Raw genomic sequence first — 23,996 nt, forward strand, 5'->3', positions numbered from 1 at the left:
GTCTCCTCTCTCCAAAATAATTGGTTGATAAAAGCAACTGAAAGAACCTCGAAAGATAATTGTTCGATGGCTTCCAGTTGCCAAATTCAAATTTATTCAGTTGGCGCTTGATATAAGTCTTGTAGTGGCTTGGTAATAATTTGATTGATTTCTTCCATTAGAAATCCGAGTTGTTGTTCGTTTTCCATTAACTTCTTAATTGAAGGGTTTTCCATTACTTTTGCATACAAGTTTTGAACTTCTGTGATTTTCTCTTCACTCGGCTGTTCAGTCATTGTCTGAAGTGACTGTGAGACCTGACGAAACTCTTCAAACAACTGATTGCTTTCAGGATCTTTCTTTATTTCTTCGAGTGCCGATTTTACATTCAAATAAGCTGGCAACTGTCGTAATTCGCGTTCTAAAGTGTTAGCTGTATCATAAATATTAATGTTCATAATAACCTCATTTCTATATGATAATAGTATCAATTTTTAGTCTTTTTTTCAATCAAACTGAGGTGAAAGCACCCATTTTTATTGGGCGTTTTTTAAATGGGTAGGTCTAAGTTTTCGATCCAATTGATAACCTCTTGTGTTTTTTCACTACTAAAAGATTTAACCTTTTCCCATAGATTACTTCCGTTCTCTTTAAGTGTTGAAAAAAGTTCTCCGTCAAAGTTGAAATCAACATTTTCCAACCAATCACCACCCATTTTACCATTGGTATCTGCTTCCATTTGCGAAGCGTAGCTGACATCAAATGGTGTTTGTGGCGAGTATGCCATCATGTAAGAAGTTTGACTATTAAATAATCTCCCCATGCCAGTTGGCATAATTTCATCCAAATTAGCACTTTCTACGTCATCCAGACCAATCCATGTCGCTATCGCAAAATCTGGGGTATAACCAACCATCCAACGGTCTCGCGTTTGGGTTGAACCGTCTGATACTTCAGTTGTTCCTGTTTTACCAGCAATCAAACCTGTATTAGGGCCTGCGCCATATCCAGTACCATTGCCACCATATGTATCTAACATCATGCTGGTCATATCTGCGGCAATCGTTTTGGTCATGATTAAGTGACGTTTAGGTTTTTCGTTATCATATACAACTTTCCCAGAAATATCTTCAATTCGTCGAATAAAGTAAGATTCATTTCTTATTCCCTTATTAGCAAAAGTCGCATAAGCTGAGGCTAATTGCACAGGGCTTACTCCTGTCGAAAAAGCCCCTAAGGCCAAGGTCAACTGCTGGTCTTGTTGGGGAACTTCAATACCAAATTGATGCAGTTTATCGACTGCGGTTTGAATTCCTAATTTATCTAGTAAATAAACAGCGGATGTATTTTTACTTTGTGATAAAGCATAGTATAAGGGGACTTCTCCTCTAGGATCCGTTTGACGATTAAAGTTTTCTGGAGCAAATTGATCCTTACCATAAGCCTTAACAACATCAGGAACCATCGAATGCATATTAAATCCATTCTCAAGAGCTGGTAAATAAACTGCTAAGGGCTTAATGGTCGATCCAGGAGCACGATACATATCGCTAGCACGGTTAAAGCCGCGATAGACATATTCTCCTCTTCCTCCATAAATTGCCATAATTCCCCCAGTACGAGTATCAACTATCGCACTTGCGCTTTGAACAATCGGCGCATCATATGCCCCATCATTAAATAAATAAGCATTCTCTTGATAAGCGTTATTAAGACCTTGTTGAGCATTGATATCTAAATTAGTATAAATTCGATAGCCCTTGGACATAAGGTCTTCTTCAGGGATGTTTACCTTACGAATAGCTTCATTGATCACCGCATCAAAGTAAAATGGATATTCATGTCCAGAACTGGCTGGAACATAATTGTCTAAAAGAGGTATAGACATTGCTTTGTAATCCTCTGCGTTAGAAAATGAGATAACCCCTTCATCAGCCAAAAGATCAGCAATGACATTTCGTCGGTCAATAGCTGCTTGATAATCATCAATTGGATTATATAAGGAAGGACCTTTTAAGATACCGGTTAGAACCATTGATTGATTCTGATCTAATTGGTAAGCATTAATGCCAAAGTATTTTTGAGCCGCATCTTGAATGCCCCAGACTCCATTACCAAAGTAGGCATTGTTTAAATACATTTCAAGAATTTGATCTTTTGAATAAGTTTTCTCAATTTCAAGTGCTAGAAACAATTCTTTTAATTTACGTTGAAAAGTTTGATCCAAGCTGAGAAAAGCATTTTTAGCTAATTGCTGTGTTAAGGTGGAGCCTCCCCCACCAGAAGTATTGCGATTAATAACTAAACGCAAAAACGCTCGACCAATTCCAATTGTATCGAATCCATTGTGATCATAAAAGCGCTTGTCTTCAGTTTTAACAACTGTTTCTTGCATTAAGGGAGATATCTCATCTAAGGTCACATAGCTTCCTTTTTGCGATAAGAGTGTACCTACATATTGATCTTGTTTGTCATAGATTTCTGTTTTTGTTTGCAGGGAATCTTGCAGTTGTTTAACATCAGTCGTTTTCGCAATAAAAACTAAATAAGAGGTTAAGAATAAGGTAAGTGATAAAGCAATAAACACTAACCACTTCCATCCTCGGTAATAGCGCCAAATATTTTTGATCCCTTGAAATATTTTATGTTTACTCGATTGCATTTTAAATTTCTCCATTTAATCATTCACCTACTTTGTTAATTCTATCCTAGACAGAATTATATCGACCGCCTTCCAACTAAAGGCCGAGGTCAATCTTTTTATTAAATTATACTAAATGATTAAGAAAATTTATGAAAGATTGTATGACTTTTGCCTAAGTATTCAAATAGCCATCTAACTGATGTCTCAATGAAACATTTTTAGAAGGCTAATAATTGAAAATTAATTAAATTCTATAAATTGACAGATGTATTTAAAAGTTCATCATAAACAGCTTTATATGCTTTAGCAGGTGCAGTCCAAGAGAAATCTTTACCCATGGCTTGCTTCACTAACTTCTGCCAAACTTCCTTTTGATTAATAAAAATATCTAAGGCCATATTAATGGTAAAAAGTAAATTGTCGCGGTTAAAACCTTTAAATGAAAAACCGGTTCCCTGGCCAGTATATTTATTATAAGCTTCGACAGTATCTTTTAAGCCTCCTATCTCATGCACCAGAGGCAGTGTGCCATAGCGCATGGCAATCATTTGCGAGAGACCACAAGGTTCAAAAGCAGATGGCATCAAGAAAATATCGCTGGCAGCATATATTTGCTGAGCCAGTCCAAGATCAAATTGAATGCAAGCTCTCAGTTGATCAGGGTATTTCTGCTCGAAATAGCGAAATGAATCTTCAAAGTGTTGGTCTCCAGTACCTAAAATAACCATTTGAACATTTTGTTGCAGTAAATCATCCATAATTTGCTCAACTAATTGCAAACCTTTTTGGTCTGTCAGCCGGCTGACGATTCCAATTAAAGGGATCTGATTATCTTGTTTAAGAGTAAGTTGCCTTTGAAGGTAGCTTTTTACTTTAGCTTTGTTTGAAAGATCTGATTGATCATAATGATAAGGCAAATAACTGTCTGTCTTGGGATTATTGATTTCTAGATCGATTCCATTAATAATTCCTTTAAGTTTCCATTCATTTCGCCTTAATACTGCATCTAAACCTTCACCAAATTCTGGAGTTAATATTTCTTGAGCGTAGGTCGGACTGACCGTTGTTACTCGATCGGCAAAGTTAATACCACCCTTAAGGTAATTCATATTGTTGTGGTACTTTAAACCATCGTCGGTAAAGGTATTAAAGCCAGTGCCAAAGACATTCGAAAGCATGGATGCATCATAAATCCCTTGAAAACGTAAATTGTGAATAGTGAGTACTTTTCGAATATTTTTTAAGGATTCCTTCCAGTGATAACGATCGATTAAAAGAGCGGGTATCATAGCCGTTTGCCAATCATTGCAATGAATAATTTCTGGTATCCAATTAATTACTTCCAGCATTTCAATGATAGCAGTTGAAAAATAGGCAAAGCGTTCGCCATCATCCCATTCTCCATATAAAGAAGCGCGATCAAAATAAGCCAAATTATCAATGAAGTAATAGGTTACTCCATGGTCCTTCAATTGCTTAATTCCACAGTAGACATTTCGTTGCCCCAGTTGGAAACGAAAATGCGCAATTTCTTCTAGCTGTTGCGCATATTCATTAGCCATTTGACTATAGAAAGGGAGCACCACACGAACATCAAGCTCGGGTTCCTTCGCTAACTCTTTTGGCAATGCAGAAGCGACATCTCCTAGACCTCCTGTTTTAAAGAAAGGAGCCGCTTCAGCTGAGGCATAAAGTATTTTCATTTAAATCCTCCTAATCTACCCTTGCATCCACAATTTCATTTTTAGCTTTTACAATTAATTTATCAGGGCGTCCACGAATCACTGTGCCGGGCTTAACCACGACATTTTTATCTAAAATGGCGTACTCTACTGTGGCTCCCTCTCCAATTTCAACCCCTTGTTGAATAATTGAATTTCTCACACTAGCATTCTCCCCAATTTGAACTCGCCGATTAATTAAAGAGTCGATTACTTCACCGTAAACGGTCGTTCCAGTTGCTAAAATTGCATTTCGCACATAGGAACGCTCATGGTAATAGGTTGGAATTCCATTTTTGGATTTGGTACGAACAGCCTGATCCGTATGGAATAAAGCTGCAAAGGATAAATGGTTTAACATGTCCATATTGGCTTGATAGTAGGCTTCTACCGTATTAATATTTGCGGTATAACCAGTATATTCATAAGGATGAATGCTATAATCCAATAAATAAAACTGAATAAGATCATCTATTTCAAGATACTGCTCTTCTCTATCAGCTCGGTCAATTAAAGCTAAAAGAATGTCTACAGATAGAAAATACATATCTAAGCTGGAACTAACGGATGCAAGAGCGGGTTTTTCTGAGTTAGGTAATAGATCGACGATATTTTTTTCTTCATCAAACGCAACGATGCGTTCGTTGGGATGGTCCATCCCTATAGTCGATGCAATCACATTTTTATAAACTAAAGTTACATCTTTTTTACTTCTAATATGCGATTGACGTAAGTCATTAATATTTAAATTAGCGATAATCTTCGATCCAGATACAAAGACATACTTAGCTTTCGATCTTTCTAAGAAGATTCGATGATTATAATAGTAGTCTTCATGGTCGTTCTCTCGATGATAACGCGCCTTCCAGTCTTGTTGAGAGAAGGTGAAAATACCTCCTCTAATCCGTGAATCAAGATTCCATGAGGCTCCTGAGCGGATATGATCATACAGAGAGCGTCCGGACTCACCAATAAACATAGCCACCGATTGAACTTGAGCGTAAGAAAGAGAAGATAAAATAAAATCAATAATGCGATAACGACTCGCAAATGGCAAAGCTGCGATAGGACGATTATAAGTTAAAGGATAAAGAGGTTGATTGTCTTCTGTTAAATTTAAAATTGCACAAGTCTTATGCTGAACCATTTAATTCTTCCTTTCTATCTGATCGCCAAAACCGACAACTGCAATGTCTCTTTCTGTTCCAATCACCATTGCTCCATCTGCTATTCGAGCATTCTCGCCAACAATTGCATACTCAATTCGACAAGATGCTCCAATCCTAGCATTAGCCATGATCACCGAATCAGTAATCTGAGAATCCAGCCCCACCTTTACGTTTTCGGAAAGAATAGACCGGTGAATTTCTCCTGATACATAACATCCATCAGTAACAAAGGAATCATAGATCGCCGCATGATCCGTCACTACTTGCGGAGGTAGAACCGGATTATTCGAGTAGACACGCCAATCTGGATTGGAGTGATAGAGTGGGTGATCTTGATTCAAAATCTCCATATTTGCTTCCCATAAGGATGAAATAGTTCCCACATCTTTCCAGTAACCGTCAAAGGCATAAGCATAAGATGCTTCATCATTGGCTAAATAAAGTGGAATAACGTGTTTACCAAAATCTTCTAATTGATTATCTTGATCTTGATCTTCAATTAAATAGTTACGTAATTTCTGCCAATTGAAAATGTAGATCCCCATTGAAGCCAAATTTGATTGTGGCTGATCAGGTTTTTCCTCGAATTCAACGATACGATCATTTTTATCTGTGTTCATAATTCCAAAGCGTGTCGCTTCTTTGATAGGCACAGGTTTCACAGCAACTGTTAAAGAAGCGCCTTTTTCTTTATGAAAATCTAACATCTTTGAATAATCCATTTTATAAATATGATCTCCAGATAAAATTAAAACATATTCTGGATTAACAGAATCGATATAGGTTATGTTCTGATAAATAGCATTTGATGTCCCTTTAAACCACTTTTCTCCATCAGTGGATGAATAAGGTTGTAAAATAGTTGTGCCACCACCGCTAGCATTAAAGCCCCAAGCCTCCCCATTAGCGATATGACCATTTAATTCTAGAGGTTGGTACTGAGTAATGACCCCCACTTTATGAATGTTAGAATTTGCACAGTTACTTAAAGCAAAGTCAATAATACGATACCTTCCTCCAAATGGCACTGCGGGCTTAGCAATCTGCTTGGTCAAAACGCCCAACCTACTTCCTTGACCTCCGGCTAGTATCATCGCAATCATTTCATCTTTCATTTTAGCGTTTGGATACTAACTGCTTAGCATCCTTCTCCTTTCTATCTTGATGCAAATTTATATGTTCAATAAATTGAACGGATAAAGCTGGAACTTCAATCAAACAACAATAATCTTGCTTACAACAGCTTTTATTTTTTGCTTGGTAAAACTTTTGCCAATTTTGTTGATAACCTGCAAATTGATCTGCTTGACTATTAAGATAGACAAGAAAATCTCCACTTTCAGGGACACCTAATTCCACATCATAATAATGATTTTTTGAAAAATTAATCATTATCACAGAGTATGATTGTTTGTTTTTAGACCAACGAATAAAACTTAGCAATCCTCTCTCTAAATCATCCGCATCCAAAACTGTTATTCCTTCTGGATGATGATCCAATTGATAAAATTCTGGCCTATTTAAGCCAATCTTATTGATAGTTCGCATAAACGCTTGATATTCACTATTATATTCTTGCTTTAGTCCTTGCCAATCTAATTCTTCATAATAACGCCACTCTATAAATTGTCCCAATTCATTACCCATAAAATGAAGTTTTTTACCAGGTTGAGCTAACATATAGGCATGTAAAAGTCTCAAATCAGCAAATTGATCATAGCGACTACCTGGCATTTTAGCTAGCAAGGATTTTTTCCCATGAACAACCTCATCATGAGAGAAAGGAAGTAAGTAACGTTCTTTAAATTGATACATAAAAACAAAAGTAATGAGACGTAATTGAGCTGGCCTTTGATTGTAAGGAAGTTGGAAAAACCGTAAGACATCATTCATCCAACCCATATTCCATTTATAATCAAAACCCAATCCTCCATGAGCAATATCCAAAGTTATTCCGCTAGATGAAGTGGCTTCTTCAGCAATCATATAAACCTCAGGATAGTAATCTTGAACCCATTGATTCATTATGCGTAAGAAATGATAGCCTTCAAGGTTGTCATTTCCTCCATATTTATTAGGCGTCCAGGGACCTTGATCAAAGTCGAGATAAAGAATATTTGAAATAGCATCTGCTCGAATACCATCCAAATGAAATTCAGACAGCCAATAATTTAAATTTGAGATTAGAAAAGATTGTACCTGTAATTTTCCAAGGTCAAAATTTAAACTACCCCAGCTAATATTTTTAGCTCGTTGAGGATCTGCATACTCATAACAAGCCTGACCATCAAAATATGCCAAAGCATTCGCATTTTGATTGAAATGACCAGGTACCCAATCAAGAATGACACCAATGCCTTCTTGATGAGCATAATTAACGAAATATTTAAAATCTTCATTACTTCCATATTGACCAGCGACTGCATAATAGCCGGTTACCTGATAGCCCCAAGAAGGAGCATAAGGAAAGGCAGTTAGAGGCATAAACTCAATGTAGTTATAACCCATTTCTTTAACATAAGGAACTAAACTGTGAGCTAACTCTTTAAAAGAATAAGATCTTCCATCGGGATGCTGTCGCCATGAACTCTGATGAACTTCATAAATTTGTAAAGGACTGTCAAATTTATCTTTAGCCTTGCGTGCTTTTAGCCACTTTTGATCATTCCATGGGAATGGTGTGAGATCTTCGATAATCGATGCATCTTGAGGGGGTTTTTCAAATCGCATAGCGTAAGGATCAATTTTATATTCAATGTGATTATTTCCATGATCCATTCCATATTTATAACAATGTCCTGCTTGAGCGTTTTCAACATATAGACTCCATACACCGCCATCAAGTTTTTCCATCCATAGATTTTTCCAATTAGAAAAATCGCCTTGTAAATATACCTGCCAAGCATTGGGTGCCCATACACTAAACTGATAACCTTTTGAATTTGACTGAACCTGCTTGGCACCTAAAAAATGATAGGCTTGGTCATGCAATTGTGTTGAAAACTTTTCTATTTCTTTGTTTAAGCTACTTCGATCCAAGGAAAATGTCATTGGCAACCTTCCATTCTTATAATTGATAAGTTTGAGACGGACTATTAAGTGAATTAGGTAACTTGTTCAATTACCAATATTGTAACGGAACGCCCTCTATTTTAAAAGAATAATCCCATGACAACGCCCATTTTAAAGTCAAAATGATATGTTCATTAATATTGAAATTATTTAGTTATAAATATTAAAAATTTAAGCTCTAAAACTCTTGTTTTTTAAATTCATACAAAAAAGCCTCTAACTGACTGAATTTCAGAAAGTTAAAGGCTCTTTTATAAGGGACACTCCATAAGAGTGTCGGTGAGTAACTAGTACTCACGAATCGCAAAATATCCTAAGATACTGCAAGTTGCAGTTCACAGCTCCAACTTGCTCTGTCGCCTTCCTGGCTTGAGCTCTTAGCTCTAGACAGCTTGCTTCCAATCTACCAGATTGTATTCGACTCATCGCATGTATAAATCTTACCATAAGCAACGGGCATAGACAAGCTTATACTGCTAAGTTTTTATTATCCATCACTTCCAGTCGATAGCAGTCTATCAAATAATTTTATAGCATATGACACTTTACGAAAGGCTCTATTAAAACGTTTATGTTTATTTAGAACATATAAATATATACACTACTATATACTTTCTGCCCCTTTTTTGCCCCTTTTTTATCTCATAAAGTTTTTAAAATAATTACAACTTTTATTGTAAAAAGTATTGACTACTCCGATTAATCGTAGTATAATAAAGACAGTTAAGAAATACAAAAAAAGAAAGAGGTAATTGAAATGACACAATTTGAAATGAATAAAAAGGCAGCAGAATTATTGGAAGAATTAAAAACAGCAAAACATGACATAAGTTATACAATTATAGACGAGTTTGGATCCCCATTAAAAATGAACGACACAGGCAATCTTTATGACATATACGCATACGAAGATTTTTACGGAGTTTACACAAATGAATATCGTGTCGACAGTAGAAAAAACAATGATAACGAAATTGAAAAAGCAATCGCAAAAGCGTTGGAAATGGGGTCTCTCATTAAACGCGAGGAGTTATTATAAAATGTGGAAATCATTCACCATCAACGCACAAAATATTAAAGTAGATACGGGCAAAGCGGTTTTAATCGCGATGCCCAAATCTTCTGAATTTAAAGGGTTTAGCTTTTGGCATCCTGAAAAATTAATACGCGACCATGGTGGTAAAGGATATTGGAAGTCTTTAAGTTACACCGAAACATGGGAATTTAAGTTATTTAAATATGGCAAACGTCGACAGATATTAAAAGAACTAACGGCCACCGTTGAAGATATGGAAAAAGCATTTGCTTCATCGCAGGTCAACAATAATTCCTCAGATTATTATTTGGAGGTTTCTGAACCAGTTAAAATTAATGCACGTGTGGAGGTAGATGAATCATTAATCAAACAATAGCACAACACGAGGCCTACCTTAAATTTAACCGTTTAAAGGTAGGCGCTTTGTTTATGAAGCAAGGAACGGGGAAAACACGAGTTGCAATTGAACTGGCAAATTCCACCGACGCAGATTTAATCGTTTTTATTGTCCCCCACGCTCTAAAAACAAATCTTTTAGAGGAGATAGATAAATGGGGCTTATTAAAAGATTATTTAATTGAGTCGTATCAAGGGGTCTCAATGAGTGATAATCGGTATATGAAATTATTAGAAAAAATGCAGGATAAAAGGTGCATGGTTATTGCAGACGAGTCTATGTTTATCAAAAATGATCAGTCTAAAACATTTCAACGAATGATAAAAATCAGAGACTTGTCAGACTATCGATTGATTTTAAACGGCACACCGATTAGTAAAGATGAGTGGGACTTGTATAATCAAATGGAATTTTTAAGTCCCCGAATCTTAAAAATGACCCGTAAAGATTTCTTAAAAACGTTCTTTACTCACGTTAAATACAAACGCAAAAACGAAAAGCCGAAAGAATTTTATAAATTTAGCAAGGTTAATGTCGATTATTTAAAACGACTAATTGAACCTTATACTTTTTATGTGGATCTAGATTTTAAATTAAAAGAAACGAATCATTCTATCCAAATTCAAGGTGCTGTCGATAGACAGTATCAACTCGCTAAAAACACTTTGCTTGAGAATTTAGCGCTGGGGGAAGATTATATCGTTAAGGCATTAAGGAATATGGAGGTTATCATTTTTAATGACGATCACCGTCTCAACGAAATCGCAAAACATATTAAAGGACAGTGTGTTGTGTTTTGTAATTTTAGGCACGAAATAGAAACATTACATAATTTAGTAGGTGGTTATGTGATACATGGTGGTATCAAGAATAGAGACACAATTCTCAACGAATTTAAAAAGGACAATCAGCCTCTTTTTATTATGTCCGGAATTGGTGCCTTTGGCCACAATCTACAATTTTGTAATCGGGTGATGTTTAGTTCTATTTCTTTCGATTACAGCAAGGTTGAGCAGGCCTTATACCGTATAAAAAGGTTGGGACAAACTAAAGATATTGAATATACCTACTTCGAGTCTAATTATGGGATTTATACCATGATCAAAGAAAACATTAGCAAGAAAAAGACTTTGCACGACTTAATTATCGAAAAGTTAGGAGATGACCGTTTTGAATGTATATGAGGCGAGTATGAAACGCATCGAATATATCATGACTCATTTTGATAATGTCTATGTTTCGTTTTCTGGTGGCAAGGATAGTGGGGTACTATTAAACCTTTGCATTAAATATTTACAAGAAAATAAGTTAAATAGAAAGATTGGTGTCCTCCACCTCGATTATGAGGCACAGTATGATGCGACAACAAACTATGTCGAACAAATATATAAAAAATACAAAGATTATCTCAACATTTATCACGTTTGCGTGCCTTTTAAAGTCACCACTTCAACAAGCATGTTTCAATCATTTTGGAGACCGTGGGAAGCAACTAAAAAGGAAATATGGGTGCGAGATATACCAGATTACGCCTTAACAAAAGATGATTTTCCTTTTTATAATGAAAATATGTGGGACTATGATTTTCAAGAACGCATATCACAATGGATACACGACAAAGAAGATGCAGAAAAGACAGCTGTCTTAGTCGGTATTCGAACACAAGAAAGCTTGCATCGTTGGCGTGCCATTCATAAAGAACGTATCACTTATTATAAAAATAAAAAATACAGTAAGAAGATAGCCGATAATATTTTTAATTTTTATCCTATTTACGATTGGACGACTGAGGATATATGGACAGCTAATGCAAAATTCGAGTTTGATTATAACGAATTATACGACTTGTATTATTATGCAGGTGTTCCCATCGACTCAATGCGTGTCGCTAGCCCTTTCTTATCGGCTGCTCAAGAATCCTTAAAACTGTATAAGGTTATCGAGCCGCATACATGGGGCAAATTAATTAGCAGAGTGAACGGTGTTAATTTTACGGGTCTTTACGGTGGTACAACTGCTATGGGGTGGAAAAACATAAAAAAGCCAGCTCATTTTACGTGGAAGCAATACATGGAGTTTCTTTTAGACACACTCCCTTTAGAGACAAAAGAAAACTACTTATCTAAACTAGAAACCTCAATAAAATTTTGGAGAGAAAAAGGTGGTGTATTGTCCGACGAAACCATCAAGGAATTAGATGACCTCGGCATCAAATACGAGATTGGCACGCACGGATATAAAACCGATAAAAAAGCGGTTAAGTTAGAATATTTGGATGATATTGACAGTTCAGATTTTAAAGAAATACCAACCTATAAGCGCATGTGTATCTGCATTATGAAAAACGACCACTTATGTAAATATATGGGATTTAGCCAAACTAAAAAAGAAATGCAAAAAAGAAAAGAGGCCGTGAAGAAATATGCAAAAATATTGTAGTCCCGTTTATAACATTAAACGTGTACCGATTGAGAAGATTCAAGCCAACTCCTACAATCCCAATAACGTTGCACCTCCAGAAATGAAATTATTGTATCAATCTATCAAAGAAGATGGCTACACGATGCCGATTGTTTGTTATTATCTTGAAGATATTGATAAATATGAGATCGTTGACGGTTATCATCGTTATACCACTATGCTTAATCACAAAGATATTTATGATCGCGAAGATGGGCATTTACCAATCTCTGTCATTGACAAACCAATTTCTGACAGAATGGCATCGACTATCCGACATAATCGCGCAAGAGGAAGTCACTCTATTGAATTGATGACAAATATCGTTTCAGAATTAGTAGAAAGTGGCATGTCCGACCAGTGGATTATGAAAAATATTGGAATGGATGCAGACGAATTGTTGAGGTTGAAACAGGTTAGCGGTCTTGCTAAACTGTTTATTAATAACAAATTCAGCATGTCGGAGGAATAAAATGGAGTTATTAGACACTTATCTTTCAGAGCACAACATCACAAGGTACCAATTGGCGCAAGTTAGCAATATTCGTGAATCGACCTGGAACGATGTTAACAAAAAAACTTTTGCTCAATATACAGGGAAGCAGTTATTAGCAATAGCGAACATGGTCGGTAAAACAGTTGGAGAAGTAGCAGACGATTTATTATCGATCGAATTATCAAAAGATAAATTGAATGGACTTAGAAGTTTACTCAATCAGCACAATTATAGAAATGTTAAGAAAGAAATAATTATAAAAAGTCTGTTGATGGAGCTAGATAAAAACGATGTTAAAGTGAATCCATTCACTTTTAATCGATTAGAAGAAGAAAAAGAGATAAATTTAGATAAAGTTTTAGATAATATCATTTCTTCCCTTTCAACTTCACTTGATAACGTGAAGAACGGGAATCCACCTTTCCCAGAATAATAAAAATAACCCCACCTCCAATTAGGAAGTGGGGAGTTTTTCTTTTGAGAATCTTTTGAATTTAATTTATTAGAGTCTTGAAAGCTACATAAAGTCCTATAACCGTTATGATGAAACCTATCAACCCTTTAAGCTTTTTTGATTTCATACAATACACCGTCTAGATAGAATTGACCGTCTTTTACTTCATAAAATTCTTTATCTACGTTCTTATCGATTTCAGGTTCAACACGGTCATCTTTATTGATTTCAGTATCTTCCACTTTGACCCAGTCAATTTTAGCTTCTTTAATATGTTCTTCAAGAATCCAAGAATTAAAATCCTCAAGTAGATAAGCTACTTTTGAATGAGAAACGTCTTTAATGTCCTTAACTTGCTTAATCTTAGCTCGCTTCCCAGTGACATTAATAGATGGTTTCATTTCCACCTCTTTTTGTGGATCGTACCATTTGCCGCCATTTTCAATGGTTACCATGTCACCTACTTTTAACTCTTTAAATGGCAATTTAGGGCTTGTATAGCCTTTGACTTCAAAGGTATCTAATCCTTTAGGGTTGTATTTAGATGTGCCACGTAAGGTATTAATGTGGTTAACAATCATCGATAAGTAAACAGACCAATTAATACCTTCTTTACCTGCTCTAATTTGTGCTGGGCAGTTCTTTTTATTAGGGGCATAATCATAATGTTGTTTAATCATCAATAAGGGATCCCAATTCTTTAAATAGCAGTAGATAGCTGATAACTTAGCCATGTTGTCCATCGCTTTTTTATAATTTCCTCCACGGTTGATACACCCTTCAAAGGCAATAGTTCTCATATTTCCAGGGCCTTTTCCGTCTGAAGCATGCCAACATGAAACATCGTCTTCAAATGATTGGATAGCTTCTTTGTCGTCCACTTGCCAATGCCACGAAGCACCGTATACTCTTGATTGTAAGTTAGCGTGCATTTGAGCAGTAGCCCGAGGGTCAACATTGCCAGTGTTGTGAGTTGTTATACCATATTTATTATCATTCATTCGTCCAAAACAGTTTACTCTAGGTTTAACTGGGGCTAGTTGTTTCTTGATTTTAAGCCCTAGAATATCGGCACATTGTTGAAAAGTTAGCATCTTTTTATCCTCCTTATCATACTGCTTCAAATCATATTCATTGATTAAATTAATTAGTTTTGCTCCATAAGTTGAATCTGTCGCATACGTACCCGTTAAAGCTCTTGCCTGCTGTTCGGGTGTCTTGGCACTTAAAACATCTTTGTATGCGACGTTTTTGCGATAGTCTGTAGATGTAAAGAAACTTGCATGATCCTTTACTGACAACTCCCAAGAAGCATACTTCCTAAAATCCCCCGGAACTTTAATTAGTTTTCCAGTAACTTCTTCTTTGGTAATCTTTGTATATAATTCTCCCGCCCAAGGATAGCTTGCCTTAATTCCAAATAAATTTTTACCATTTTTAGCTAAATCAGATTGGCCAAAGTTAGACTCCAGGCAAGCTTGAGCTATTCTAACCGAATTAAAAATAGGACTGGAATATTTTTCAACCAGTCCTGCGATTTGCTCGATAAAATCTTTTCTATTCATTTGAGATCCCCTTAAATAAACTATTGACAAACTTGTTAGACCATTCGTAAATGCCAGTTGACATGATCGCTGCTGCTAACCCAATAAAGGTGTATAACGTCCAATCTTGCCCTAAAATCCATGCAAAGATTATTGCCATTGTTTGACCGATTAATAAAGTGATCACACGTATAAGATTAGAACTTAAACGAGAATTCACATCAAAAACTTTAATCAATTCTGTTAACGTTGCGATAATTACCGAGCAAATTAAAAGGACAGCAATTGCTGCCCCGTCTAAATTTGATAATGATTGTGTGATTTGATCCATTGTTAGTTCCTCCTGTTAGAAATAATTTTGATACGTTCGTCATGTTTTATAATGTCATCTTCATTTTTTCCGATACGGACTTCATGTTCTTTTAACTTGGCATGAATATTTAGGCGGTCTTTTTCTGATTGATCCATTCGCGAGTTCCAAATTTTCAGTTCGTATTTAATGTCTTTTAGTGTGTCATTTATGAGATTAACACCCTTGTACGCACCAACAAACATTCCTGTAAGAACTGAAATAAGAAACCACCATTCTTTTATGAAATAAGCCATTTCCTTAACCCACATATGTTACTCCTCTCGATTTATTCTATTCACTTAATCACAACCACTAATTTTATCTACTATTCTACTTCTTCCTCTGTTGTTTCAGCATTTTCAAGGTCTTCGATTGGGACTTTATCCTTTATATTCAAAACTTCTTTGTAAAGTGATGGAGTGTCTTCTGGAAACCAATCGGATTGGGAAATGTGATTTTGCAATACTTCATACAATTTACCGTCAAACTTAAAGACATCCCCCTGATCATACTTTTTGCCAATTTCAAAGCCATCATAAGAATTAAAAATAATCTCTTTTTGTTCTTCGTTTAAATCTTTTGCAAAGACCACTGTCTTCATTATTACCTCAGACACAGACTTTACCTTATCCAAATAAGTTTTGATATCTTCTATCTCTTTTGTCTGATTTTTAATTTTCGTGTTCAAGTTTTCTATGTCATTTTCAGCCTTTTTTTCTTTGAAATTTTCTTCAAAGAAAACATCTAAGACACGTTTGACAACTTCATTGTCTTCTGAGTTCATGAAGTTCCCTTCAAGTTCTTTAGTAATTGTATCTATTCCCTTTGAATGTTTACATGTAATAGTCGCTATTGTTTTCTCGATTTCTTGCATATTGTCACTCTTAAAAACGGGATATTTAACCGATACTTCAAACATTACTTAACCTCCTTTTTGTTTTTTGTTGCTGCCTTATTCAACTCTTCAGCTTCTTTATTTTGATAATTTTCTAGATTAAGACGTAAGACTTCATTATTCACTTTTAATATAGCGATTTGTCTTGTAAGATCTTCGATTACGTTACTCACGGCTACATCTTTTATTGTTATTGTTTGTTCACTCATATTAAAATCCCTTCCATATTATTAATTTACTACATAGGCGATATCGTCATTTACCCAAAACTCTGAATAACTTGTTTCTACGCTGCCGTCATTGTACACTCTGTGGCACCTATAAGGTGCAGGGGTGTTCCAGGTAGCTTTATATAAGACTTTGTAGGTGAGGTTTCTATAGGCTGGATCAACCGTCAATCTATATCCGTCTTGATTATAAATCGTTGATGAATTTAACTTAATCTTGGCACCTACATAAATTTTGCTGCCAGATCCCGTTTCACCACCTGTGTCACTGCTGCCTGGATTGACCGTTCCACCTGTATTTGCGCCACTATCAATATTTCTTATAGAGCTTTGTAATGTTTTAACAGTTCTTTCAAGATTGGCCAGTCTTGACGCTAGATTTTGTAGATTGGTATTTATACAAATCCATTTATTAGAGGTGGGCTCGTAAATATAGAAATATCCTTTATCAGACCCATTGCTGTATTTCCATCTGATAGCACCACCACTCATAACATCTTCAATAACGGTGTCATTGTAATAATTGTCCAAACGAAATCCCTGTGGCCTGTCTCCATGTAATATAGGCCGATACAATCTCACGTCTCCTAACGAACCGTGAACGGCTAAAGATTGTAAATAACTGTTATCGGCACCTGTTGAATAACCAAGAATAAGATTTGCTCCACTTTTTCCTGCTAATGCAAAATCTCCACCTGCTGAATAAGACAAAGCCCCTATCCATTTATTAACATTATTTCGATTGCCATAAACGCGAATGCCGTCAGCAACAAATTCTGTTGAAATTTCATTCGACCCGATAGTTTTTAATACCTTCATGCCGTTTGAATCAATTTTCGTCATGCTGTGTTTCCCATTAAACATGGCTTGTATAAGGTTGGCTTCTTGGCCTGTTATATTCTTAGCATTAATATTGATAATATTAGCTGTTAAAGCATCAATAGTGCCTATTTTTGCTGTATTAATGGCCGCATCAGCAATCATAGCGTTTTTGATTGTTGCGTCTTGGATATAGGTTGTTTCAGGAGTTATTCTGAGAATATTCTTGCCAGACGAGTTCTTAGAACTAAAAATAGTTGAACCTGCTTGGACATTGATTTCATTTATAATATCTTCTTTGCTAACTGTGACATTATAAATACTTTTGCTCATTTGCTGAACCGTTTTTGAAGTTTCGCCTTGAATTAAATTAATTATTTTTCCTGCCGTTGTTAAGGTGCTTGTTTTCAAAGAACCGTCAGCATTGAGAAATTCAGTTAGAATACCATTCGCATTAATTTGAAATTTTCCATAGCCATTTGCTGGGTCTTGCATAGCTAAAGATATGTTATTCAAATTATCAAAAATAGCTCTCAACCTTGAAGCTTCTGAGGTGTTCTTTTCATAAGGTTTATTAGGATCTCCAGTCCATAACATTGTTTGTTCTAAATAATAATCTCCTATGTGACCATAGGCAGAGCCGTCTAAAACATCTTCATGTATAAGCTCTATCGACTGGTCTGCTGAAGTTGGGGAGAAATCAAAACTTAATAGCTTTTTTCCATCTTCTAAATCTTTAATTTTAGGAGAGATTACTTTATTTTTTGATTTTATTTGGAACATAATTCACCTCCTAAATTCTATACTTAACTTCAATGTCTGCGAAGTGGGAGTCTACTCCGTTAAACAAGCCATCATTTCTTGCTGCTGATAGTGAGTTATAATTGACTAATAATTCTTGACCACCTATTGAATATATCTCTTTGTGCATTATCCATTTGCCATTATTTGGTATATATGTTTTGCCATCAAATCTTACAGATATTATATCTTTCCCTATTAAGAAATCACTCTCAACATTTATAGTTATTGGTGAGTACCCTTGCCATTCGTATAGTTTAGTTTTAAAAATGAATTTGTTGTTGAAAGTTATGGTTGCTTCTCTTGGTTTAGTTCCAACCAAAGTTATCTGGTCTCTTTTTGATTTTGTGATAGTCCCAGAGGTATCAATATTTCTGTAGTTGGTTGTTTTGCTGCCATTCAAATATTCGACTTCACGATAATAAGAGCGAACACCAGTTATTCCTGATTGCGAAATTCTGGTTTCTCCGATATACATTGTATTTGTGTTTCGATTAATATTTGAATAAGGAATAGGCTCAGTCTTATATACTTCGCGTTTCCATTCAACGGTGGCCGTACCTTGAATATAGATTTCGTTGACTGGTTGTTTTGTTATAATCTCAGTTGTTTTTGTTTTTCCTCGAGTTATTGACCCATCAATTTTTTCTACATAATGAATTGCCTCTTTAGAACCGTTTGTTCCACTAGACCTTAAATAAGAGTCGCTAGGTCTTCTGTTATTATCGTTAACTGTTGTTCTTGAATAAGGCAATGATAAAACCCGTTTCACTTCTTCCCAAGTAGCAGGCTTGTATTCAAGAATAACTTTTTGTTTTTGGTTTGGCGTTTGATTGTTAATGATTTTTCTAAAATATTCACTGAGATGGAAATATTCTTTATAAACATTAAATACATAAGGAACATCATGATACTTAACTTCTTTAGTGATTAAATTATTTTGGAATTCACCGTCAAGGTTTGTCATCATTTCTTCTGGAGCCATAGAATAATCATAAGGTTGACCAAAGGTTTCTACCTTCTCAAGTTTTAATTTTGATACTTTAGAATAAGAAATATCACTAACTGAACCACCGTTATTTCTTATAGCTATTTCGTACCTTTCAACCTCTTTGCTCGGCTTAAAATTGAAATCATGTATGAAGACTCCTTCTTCTCCGGGGAGTATATTCTTATCATGATTGTGACTTTGTTCATAGGTTCTGTCGGTATACCAGACCATGAACATGAGACCAACTTTTACATTTGACTTGAAATCATTTTTAATTTTTCCAGAAATTCTAAAATTTCCACCTTTATTTAATAAATACAGACCATGCCTACTTATTTCAATTGAATTTACATAATATTGCCAACCTATTGTTTCATAGGTTTTTTCAATTCTGCCGTTTATTAATAAATTCCTACCGTTATAATCTAAATATCCTTGCTGTACAATAATTTCACTTTTCCCATTGTTTGGAACCAGAATATCATCTTTATTTGGTATATAAGGAATGTATTCCCCTTTATTGAACATTATTCTGTCAGCGTATGGGTACGAAATTTTTGTAACCTCTCCGCTGTCATGTCTCATACTCATATATGCTTTTTTAATATTTTTAATGGGAGAAGTTGTAAACGTATTTTTGTATATCCCCTTTTCTCCAAAACTAAAACCTTCTGACGTTTTGAATTGAATATATTCAAAATCTTCCGTGTCATACACTATCATTAGCATTATTGAAACCTGTCCATTTGATTGATAGGTATTATCAATGTATCCAGAAACAGTGAAAGTGCCGCCTTTACCTAGCTCTATTATCCCTTCTTCATCAATCGTTTTTTCTTCCATGTATTTTTGCCAACCATACATTTTTTCTTTGTTGTAAGGGATATGACTATTTTTAACAAAGTTTTTGGGTTTTGTTTCTTCAACTTCGATTGTTAATCTGCCTTTTCTAGTTATCAATTCAACTTCCAGAAGGTCATTTTTTTTGAATAAACCAAAATAAGTTACATTATTTTTTTTGGGCGTTACAGAAGCTGGATAGTTATATATCCTTATATCTTTTTCTTTTTGTATTTTCCAATGGGTATAAATAAAAAATTCGCCATACCACATTGACCCACCAAGGTTTTTAAGAAAAACAGCTTTATAAGTCCCTTCATTTAACCACACACCAATTTCGTTATACCCTTCAAAATCTCCTTCAACTAAAACGATATAGGTTTCCCCCAATTCTAAAGGAGCTTTTGTTGTTTTTGTGCTTGCTAGATATGATGTGTTTGTTGTTTTAGTTTTAGGGTTAACTATTAAATTAAAATCTTCTAGTTTTTTAGTAACGTTCTCATACCAATCAGAAGTTATGTTTAATTCATACTCTGAGAATAAACCGTGGTACAAGGTGTCAATTGTAAAATCATCAGTCACATTGCTTTTGATATGACTAGGATATCTTTCATTCTTGGGAACTAGGCTAAAGTTTACTGGTTTTATTGTCATTCTATCACCTCAAATTCTACTCTCACTTGACTGCTCACTCTTGGTACATACTTGGCAATTGTTCTGAAATGATAATCTTGAGTGACATCAAAACCAGAACCATTATGAGTTAGTTCTTTGGTTCTATCTTCAAGTAAGAAAGCCCAGTCATCACCGTTTATTTCTGTATCCAGTCGATTGTCTGAGAAAATCATCTCTTGGTCATTACCAGAAATATCAACCAATATTTCGGCTTGTTCCGATAATCCTTTTAACTTCAATGTAATGTCTTCCAGAGCTTCTAAATCATACATAGCTGACCAAGAATAATCCCTAGGGTTGCCAGATTTTGTTGGAGTTGTCTTATTATAAGCTATCCCTATGAATTTCTTTCCAGTAGGGTCATCACTCATACCCCTACCACTAGCTGTATCAGCATATTTGATCCAGGTGTATAACGTTTGGCCGTCCACACCTTCCCTGCCATCAGTACCGATCCTGGCCACTGAATAACCATGTTCAACAGTTCCGTCTGTATATTTCCAAGTAGTTCTAGTCCATATATAATCTCCTTGCTTCGCTGTCGGTATGTTTTTTGAATACCCCTTTGTTGGCTTTGTTGTGCCAGAGGTTGAGGTTGCATACTCAATAACGGTACTTGAAACACCCACACCGTCTTTACCAGGAATTCCATCTGACCCTGTATTTCCATCTTGACCAATACGAGAAACAGAGTAAGCACTTTCTGTAGAATTATTGGTATAAGTCCAGGTTGTTTTAGTCCATAGATATTGCCCTGGAGGAACTGTTGGGATATTGGTACTCCAACCAGTTGAAGGCTTTGTTGTACCAGAGGTTGACTTTGTGTACTTAATGTCTGTCCTGGCAACTCCTAGCCCATCTTTCCCCGGCGCTCCATCTTGCCCATCAGACCCTTTCTGGCCATCTTCACCTTTAATCTTTGACCACTTATAGTCATTGTAGTTTGATGATTGAGTGGGTGTGTCTTTGTTTTCAGCAATCCCGATATATTGAGTGCTCGCTTTAGGATAGTCGGACATTCCTCTTGTCGGAGTATCAGCGTATTTTATCCAAGTGTATGTTGGTTGCCCATTTTTTCCAGGTGGTCCTTTTACACCATCGCGACCTTCAAGAGATTCTAACCATTCTTCCTCACTTCCTTGAAAGCCATGTTTGACAGCTATTTCATAAGCAGAATCACCTGGAGTCAGTTCGATATTAATCAAATCTTGCTTAGCTTTTTGTAATTGATCATTGAATTTTTTAGATTGTTGGTCGAGTTGTTGGAATTTTTCGTCAATTTCAGCTTTTAGATTGTTGCTGATTATTTCTTTCCATGCCTCGCCGTTCCATAGAAGAGCGATGAATTCACCCGGATAACGCGGGTCTGGTTTAAACCAAAGATCGTTTACTCTCGGATTTTCTGGTTCTTGATCGTCTAGATAAATCGATAGCCCATTATCTTTCACAATCTGTTTAATGTCGTTAATAAATTGCGGAATAATTGAATCTTGAACATTTGAAATGATCTTAGCCGTTGATTGTCGAGTGCTCTCACCGATTCCATCCCCTATTTGCATATCCACGGCAACGTTCACTTTACGATCCCACTTAATCATGACTACTCGAGCTTCATAATCTAAGTTCTTGTCGTGTCTTACTACTCGAACGGTATCACCAATGTCTGTATTTGTTAAATACCTAGATGTCGTTTGAAAAAGAACTTTTGGTCTAGACTCATATTGCAAAGCCTCAAAAGTTCTTCTTAGTAGCTCTCCCGGGTCATCTGTTTTCGATTCAAATACCCCAAACTTAGGTATATTCCCTTTGGCGGTTTTAATACCGAACTTACTGGTCGCTTCGGGAAGTTGAACCCATTTTTGACCTAACGGTTTGTCTACTGGATCCCCTTTTGATACTGACCATTCAACATCTTCAAAAGTAATTCGTCTTCCATAACCAGCTGTCTCATTGACCGTTCCGTCTACTCCTACATCACCTGCATCGGATACTTGAATTGAATTCCCACGCCCGTAAAAAGCAGTCACTATACCGATAGATTCTTCTTCTTTTAAAATACGTAATGCGTTATGTCCATAAACAACACGCTTACCTATTGATTTACCGACTTTAGTCTTGAAATCAATATACTTTTTACCTAACTTATTTCCATTAATTTCGACAAAGAATTGAGCTTCCAGTCCTGTTTGTGCCAAAACCTCTAACATACAATCAAACGCCGTTTTATAATAAAAATTGGTGGTCACTGTAGCATTGCCCATATATGCCCCAACGGACCAATCCGTCTTCTCAAATATTCGGTTAAGTAGCTGTTTTCCATCGGTCTTGTTAGGTCGAATATCTTCGATAATTGCTTTACTAAGGTCTTCAATCCCCTTATTAATTCCGACAAGAGCGTGTAGTTGATGTTCTAAAGACTTCTTAGCAACAAAATAGAAATGAAATTTATAGCGGTCCTCTCTACTAGGCACCGCTATATACTCCACTTCTTGCATTAATTGGTCGTCTTGAGCTTTTATTTCAACGTCTAAACGATCATAAACAAATGAGTCTTTTGTCAACTCAAAAGTTTGATAGCTTGTCTTTATGAGCTTGTCGGGAATGATTTTGATTAATTCCTCTTGATTATTAAATAGATAGATCATAAGGCTTCATTCCTCCAAGTCACTTTTGTTATTGTTACACCATTACCTGTTATGATGTCCCCCTTCTTGATATAGAAAAACTCCAAATCCGAATGAAGCGCTAAATCAGAATTGATTAATCGTCCCTCGTAAGTGATAGAAACCTCATCGCCGCTAAAGTCTATCGTTATATCTTTACCGGCATCATAAGCTCCATCTAACACGATTCGTTGACCGCCATTAATAATTTCAACGTGGTTAGTTGTTTTTGTCACGTTAGCAATTATTGTTTTTGGTGTAGTCTGTTTATATACTTCTTCGGTGATAGTATTAGTGTTTTCTGAAATAGTAACCCTTCGTTTTCTAGGTTTAGGACACAGAAATAAAATAGACCCTACTAGTGTAAGGTCTGTTTCTTCAGGAAGAGAGGCTTTAGTGTAAATAGCATTGTAGTACCAATCTTTTTCATCATCAAAAATTAAAGTGAGATCTTCTTGTCTGAGTAAATCATTCAATTTAGTGAGTGACTCTCTCAACTCTTCATTGCTATGTGCAGCTAATATAAAACCTATCTCGATGATTCTTTCTCGGTCTTGATAATAATTCACCCACACTCCGTCATACAACGGGATTGGTTGCGTATCGACTTCTCGGTCAACTAAGCCCCTACCTGCCGTATAGATTTGACGGTAACCCGGAATAATATCATCTATGTATTGGCCATTAATAGCTAGGTTATCTGAAGGGGATTCGAGTGATCCCACTTCAGATGGTCCAATAAATTGATACAACATAAAATC

General features: G+C 35.8%; 21 protein-coding genes. 6 read left to right on the top strand and 15 right to left on the bottom strand.

Annotated features, from left to right (window positions below; all coding sequences use genetic code 11):
• Positions 1–92: 92 nt before the first annotated feature.
• The 6 genes from ACQV18_RS02500 to glgB form a co-directional block, all read right to left on the bottom strand.
• On the bottom strand, positions 93–437 hold the full coding sequence (locus ACQV18_RS02500; protein WP_428872927.1) for a YlbF family regulator: 345 nt from the start codon (positions 435–437) through the stop codon (positions 93–95).
• Between the two features lie 92 nt (positions 438–529).
• Positions 530–2,656, bottom strand: coding sequence for a transglycosylase domain-containing protein (locus tag ACQV18_RS02505; protein WP_428885094.1), 2,127 nt, complete (start codon positions 2,654–2,656; stop codon positions 530–532).
• Positions 2,657–2,874: 218 nt separating this feature from the next.
• Positions 2,875–4,326 carry a glycogen synthase GlgA gene (gene glgA / locus ACQV18_RS02510; protein ID WP_428892495.1) on the bottom strand — a complete coding sequence of 484 codons (1,452 nt, stop codon included), beginning with the start codon at positions 4,324–4,326 and terminating at the stop codon, positions 2,875–2,877.
• Positions 4,327–4,336: 10 nt separating this feature from the next.
• Entirely contained in the window at positions 4,337–5,491 is a 1,155-nt protein-coding gene (glgD, locus tag ACQV18_RS02515) for a glucose-1-phosphate adenylyltransferase subunit GlgD (RefSeq protein ID WP_428872924.1), read from the bottom strand.
• Complete coding sequence (locus ACQV18_RS02520) at positions 5,492–6,628, bottom strand: glucose-1-phosphate adenylyltransferase (protein WP_428872923.1); 1,137 nt, start codon at positions 6,626–6,628, stop codon at positions 5,492–5,494.
• A gap of 1 nt (position 6,629) precedes the next feature.
• Positions 6,630–8,564 carry a 1,4-alpha-glucan branching protein GlgB gene (gene glgB / locus ACQV18_RS02525; RefSeq protein ID WP_428874636.1) on the bottom strand — a complete coding sequence of 645 codons (1,935 nt, stop codon included), beginning with the start codon at positions 8,562–8,564 and terminating at the stop codon, positions 6,630–6,632.
• 778 nt (positions 8,565–9,342) lie between these two features.
• Between glgB and ACQV18_RS02530 the strand changes: the two genes are divergently transcribed.
• Genes ACQV18_RS02530 through ACQV18_RS02555 form a run of 6 tightly spaced genes read left to right on the top strand, consistent with a single transcriptional unit; the run spans position 9,343 to position 13,407 of the window.
• Positions 9,343–9,624 (top strand): hypothetical protein, encoded by a 282-nt coding sequence (locus tag ACQV18_RS02530; RefSeq protein ID WP_428892496.1) that lies wholly within the window; start codon positions 9,343–9,345, stop codon positions 9,622–9,624.
• A gap of 1 nt (position 9,625) precedes the next feature.
• Positions 9,626–9,997, top strand: a complete 372-nt coding sequence (locus tag ACQV18_RS02535; RefSeq protein WP_428872918.1) for a hypothetical protein — start codon at positions 9,626–9,628, stop codon at positions 9,995–9,997.
• 53 nt (positions 9,998–10,050) lie between these two features.
• Positions 10,051–11,202 (top strand): SNF2-related protein, encoded by a 1,152-nt coding sequence (locus ACQV18_RS02540; protein ID WP_428892497.1) that lies wholly within the window; start codon positions 10,051–10,053, stop codon positions 11,200–11,202.
• 7 nt (positions 11,203–11,209) lie between these two features.
• Positions 11,210–12,457, top strand: a complete 1,248-nt coding sequence (locus tag ACQV18_RS02545; RefSeq protein ID WP_428892498.1) for a DUF3440 domain-containing protein — start codon at positions 11,210–11,212, stop codon at positions 12,455–12,457.
• Positions 12,441–12,950 (top strand): IbrB-like domain-containing protein, encoded by a 510-nt coding sequence (locus tag ACQV18_RS02550; protein ID WP_428872914.1) that lies wholly within the window; start codon positions 12,441–12,443, stop codon positions 12,948–12,950. Before ACQV18_RS02545 ends, ACQV18_RS02550 begins: the two co-directional genes overlap by 17 nt.
• 1 nt (position 12,951) lies before the next feature.
• Entirely contained in the window at positions 12,952–13,407 is a 456-nt protein-coding gene (locus ACQV18_RS02555; protein ID WP_428892499.1) for a helix-turn-helix domain-containing protein, read from the top strand.
• A 128-nt stretch (positions 13,408–13,535) separates the two neighbouring features.
• Here ACQV18_RS02555 and ACQV18_RS02560 read toward each other — a convergent pair whose 3' ends face one another.
• Genes ACQV18_RS02560 through ACQV18_RS02600 form a run of 9 tightly spaced genes read right to left on the bottom strand, consistent with a single transcriptional unit; the run spans position 13,536 to position 23,990 of the window.
• Positions 13,536–14,993: a glucosaminidase domain-containing protein gene (locus ACQV18_RS02560; RefSeq protein WP_428892500.1), complete on the bottom strand. Its 1,458-nt coding sequence runs from the start codon at positions 14,991–14,993 to the stop codon at positions 13,536–13,538.
• Positions 14,986–15,303 carry a hypothetical protein gene (locus tag ACQV18_RS02565; protein WP_428892501.1) on the bottom strand — a complete coding sequence of 106 codons (318 nt, stop codon included), beginning with the start codon at positions 15,301–15,303 and terminating at the stop codon, positions 14,986–14,988. The genes ACQV18_RS02560 and ACQV18_RS02565 overlap by 8 nt, the downstream gene beginning before the upstream one ends.
• A 2-nt stretch (positions 15,304–15,305) precedes the next feature.
• Positions 15,306–15,593, bottom strand: coding sequence for a hypothetical protein (locus ACQV18_RS02570; RefSeq protein ID WP_428872910.1), 288 nt, complete (start codon positions 15,591–15,593; stop codon positions 15,306–15,308).
• Between the two features lie 56 nt (positions 15,594–15,649).
• Complete coding sequence (locus ACQV18_RS02575; RefSeq protein WP_428875963.1) at positions 15,650–16,243, bottom strand: carbohydrate-binding protein; 594 nt, start codon at positions 16,241–16,243, stop codon at positions 15,650–15,652.
• Entirely contained in the window at positions 16,243–16,428 is a 186-nt protein-coding gene (locus ACQV18_RS02580) for a hypothetical protein (protein WP_428872907.1), read from the bottom strand. The genes ACQV18_RS02575 and ACQV18_RS02580 overlap by 1 nt, the downstream gene beginning before the upstream one ends.
• A 21-nt stretch (positions 16,429–16,449) precedes the next feature.
• On the bottom strand, positions 16,450–18,048 hold the full coding sequence (locus ACQV18_RS02585) for a hypothetical protein (protein WP_428892502.1): 1,599 nt from the start codon (positions 18,046–18,048) through the stop codon (positions 16,450–16,452).
• 10 nt (positions 18,049–18,058) lie between these two features.
• Positions 18,059–20,551, bottom strand: a complete 2,493-nt coding sequence (locus ACQV18_RS02590) for a G5 domain-containing protein (protein ID WP_428892503.1) — start codon at positions 20,549–20,551, stop codon at positions 18,059–18,061.
• Positions 20,548–23,217 (bottom strand): phage tail spike protein, encoded by a 2,670-nt coding sequence (locus ACQV18_RS02595; RefSeq protein ID WP_428892504.1) that lies wholly within the window; start codon positions 23,215–23,217, stop codon positions 20,548–20,550. Before ACQV18_RS02595 ends, ACQV18_RS02590 begins: the two co-directional genes overlap by 4 nt.
• On the bottom strand, positions 23,214–23,990 hold the full coding sequence (locus ACQV18_RS02600; RefSeq protein WP_428892505.1) for a distal tail protein Dit: 777 nt from the start codon (positions 23,988–23,990) through the stop codon (positions 23,214–23,216). Before ACQV18_RS02600 ends, ACQV18_RS02595 begins: the two co-directional genes overlap by 4 nt.
• Positions 23,991–23,996: the final 6 nt, after the last annotated feature.

Source organism: Facklamia sp. P9177, from assembly GCF_050409585.1.
Lineage (GTDB): Bacteria > Bacillota > Bacilli > Lactobacillales > Aerococcaceae > Facklamia.

Bases quoted from the DNA above. Each gene is read 5' to 3' on its own strand.
- ACQV18_RS02500 (WP_428872927.1), bottom strand. From the start codon at position 437: ATGAACATTAATATTTATGATACAGCTAACACTTTAGAACGCGAATTA.
- ACQV18_RS02505 (WP_428885094.1), bottom strand. From the start codon at position 2,656: ATGGAGAAATTTAAAATGCAATCGAGTAAACATAAAATATTTCAAGGG.
- glgA (WP_428892495.1), bottom strand. From the start codon at position 4,326: ATGAAAATACTTTATGCCTCAGCTGAAGCGGCTCCTTTCTTTAAAACA.
- glgD (WP_428872924.1), bottom strand. From the start codon at position 5,491: ATGGTTCAGCATAAGACTTGTGCAATTTTAAATTTAACAGAAGACAAT.
- ACQV18_RS02520 (WP_428872923.1), bottom strand. From the start codon at position 6,628: ATGAAAGATGAAATGATTGCGATGATACTAGCCGGAGGTCAAGGAAGT.
- glgB (WP_428874636.1), bottom strand. From the start codon at position 8,564: ATGACATTTTCCTTGGATCGAAGTAGCTTAAACAAAGAAATAGAAAAG.
- ACQV18_RS02530 (WP_428892496.1), top strand. From the start codon at position 9,343: ATGACACAATTTGAAATGAATAAAAAGGCAGCAGAATTATTGGAAGAA.
- ACQV18_RS02535 (WP_428872918.1), top strand. From the start codon at position 9,626: ATGTGGAAATCATTCACCATCAACGCACAAAATATTAAAGTAGATACG.
- ACQV18_RS02540 (WP_428892497.1), top strand. From the start codon at position 10,051: ATGAAGCAAGGAACGGGGAAAACACGAGTTGCAATTGAACTGGCAAAT.
- ACQV18_RS02545 (WP_428892498.1), top strand. From the start codon at position 11,210: ATGAAACGCATCGAATATATCATGACTCATTTTGATAATGTCTATGTT.
- ACQV18_RS02550 (WP_428872914.1), top strand. From the start codon at position 12,441: ATGCAAAAATATTGTAGTCCCGTTTATAACATTAAACGTGTACCGATT.
- ACQV18_RS02555 (WP_428892499.1), top strand. From the start codon at position 12,952: ATGGAGTTATTAGACACTTATCTTTCAGAGCACAACATCACAAGGTAC.
- ACQV18_RS02560 (WP_428892500.1), bottom strand. From the start codon at position 14,993: ATGAATAGAAAAGATTTTATCGAGCAAATCGCAGGACTGGTTGAAAAA.
- ACQV18_RS02565 (WP_428892501.1), bottom strand. From the start codon at position 15,303: ATGGATCAAATCACACAATCATTATCAAATTTAGACGGGGCAGCAATT.
- ACQV18_RS02570 (WP_428872910.1), bottom strand. From the start codon at position 15,593: ATGTGGGTTAAGGAAATGGCTTATTTCATAAAAGAATGGTGGTTTCTT.
- ACQV18_RS02575 (WP_428875963.1), bottom strand. From the start codon at position 16,243: ATGTTTGAAGTATCGGTTAAATATCCCGTTTTTAAGAGTGACAATATG.
- ACQV18_RS02580 (WP_428872907.1), bottom strand. From the start codon at position 16,428: ATGAGTGAACAAACAATAACAATAAAAGATGTAGCCGTGAGTAACGTA.
- ACQV18_RS02585 (WP_428892502.1), bottom strand. From the start codon at position 18,048: ATGTTCCAAATAAAATCAAAAAATAAAGTAATCTCTCCTAAAATTAAA.
- ACQV18_RS02590 (WP_428892503.1), bottom strand. From the start codon at position 20,551: ATGACAATAAAACCAGTAAACTTTAGCCTAGTTCCCAAGAATGAAAGA.
- ACQV18_RS02595 (WP_428892504.1), bottom strand. From the start codon at position 23,217: ATGATCTATCTATTTAATAATCAAGAGGAATTAATCAAAATCATTCCC.
- ACQV18_RS02600 (WP_428892505.1), bottom strand. From the start codon at position 23,990: ATGTTGTATCAATTTATTGGACCATCTGAAGTGGGATCACTCGAATCC.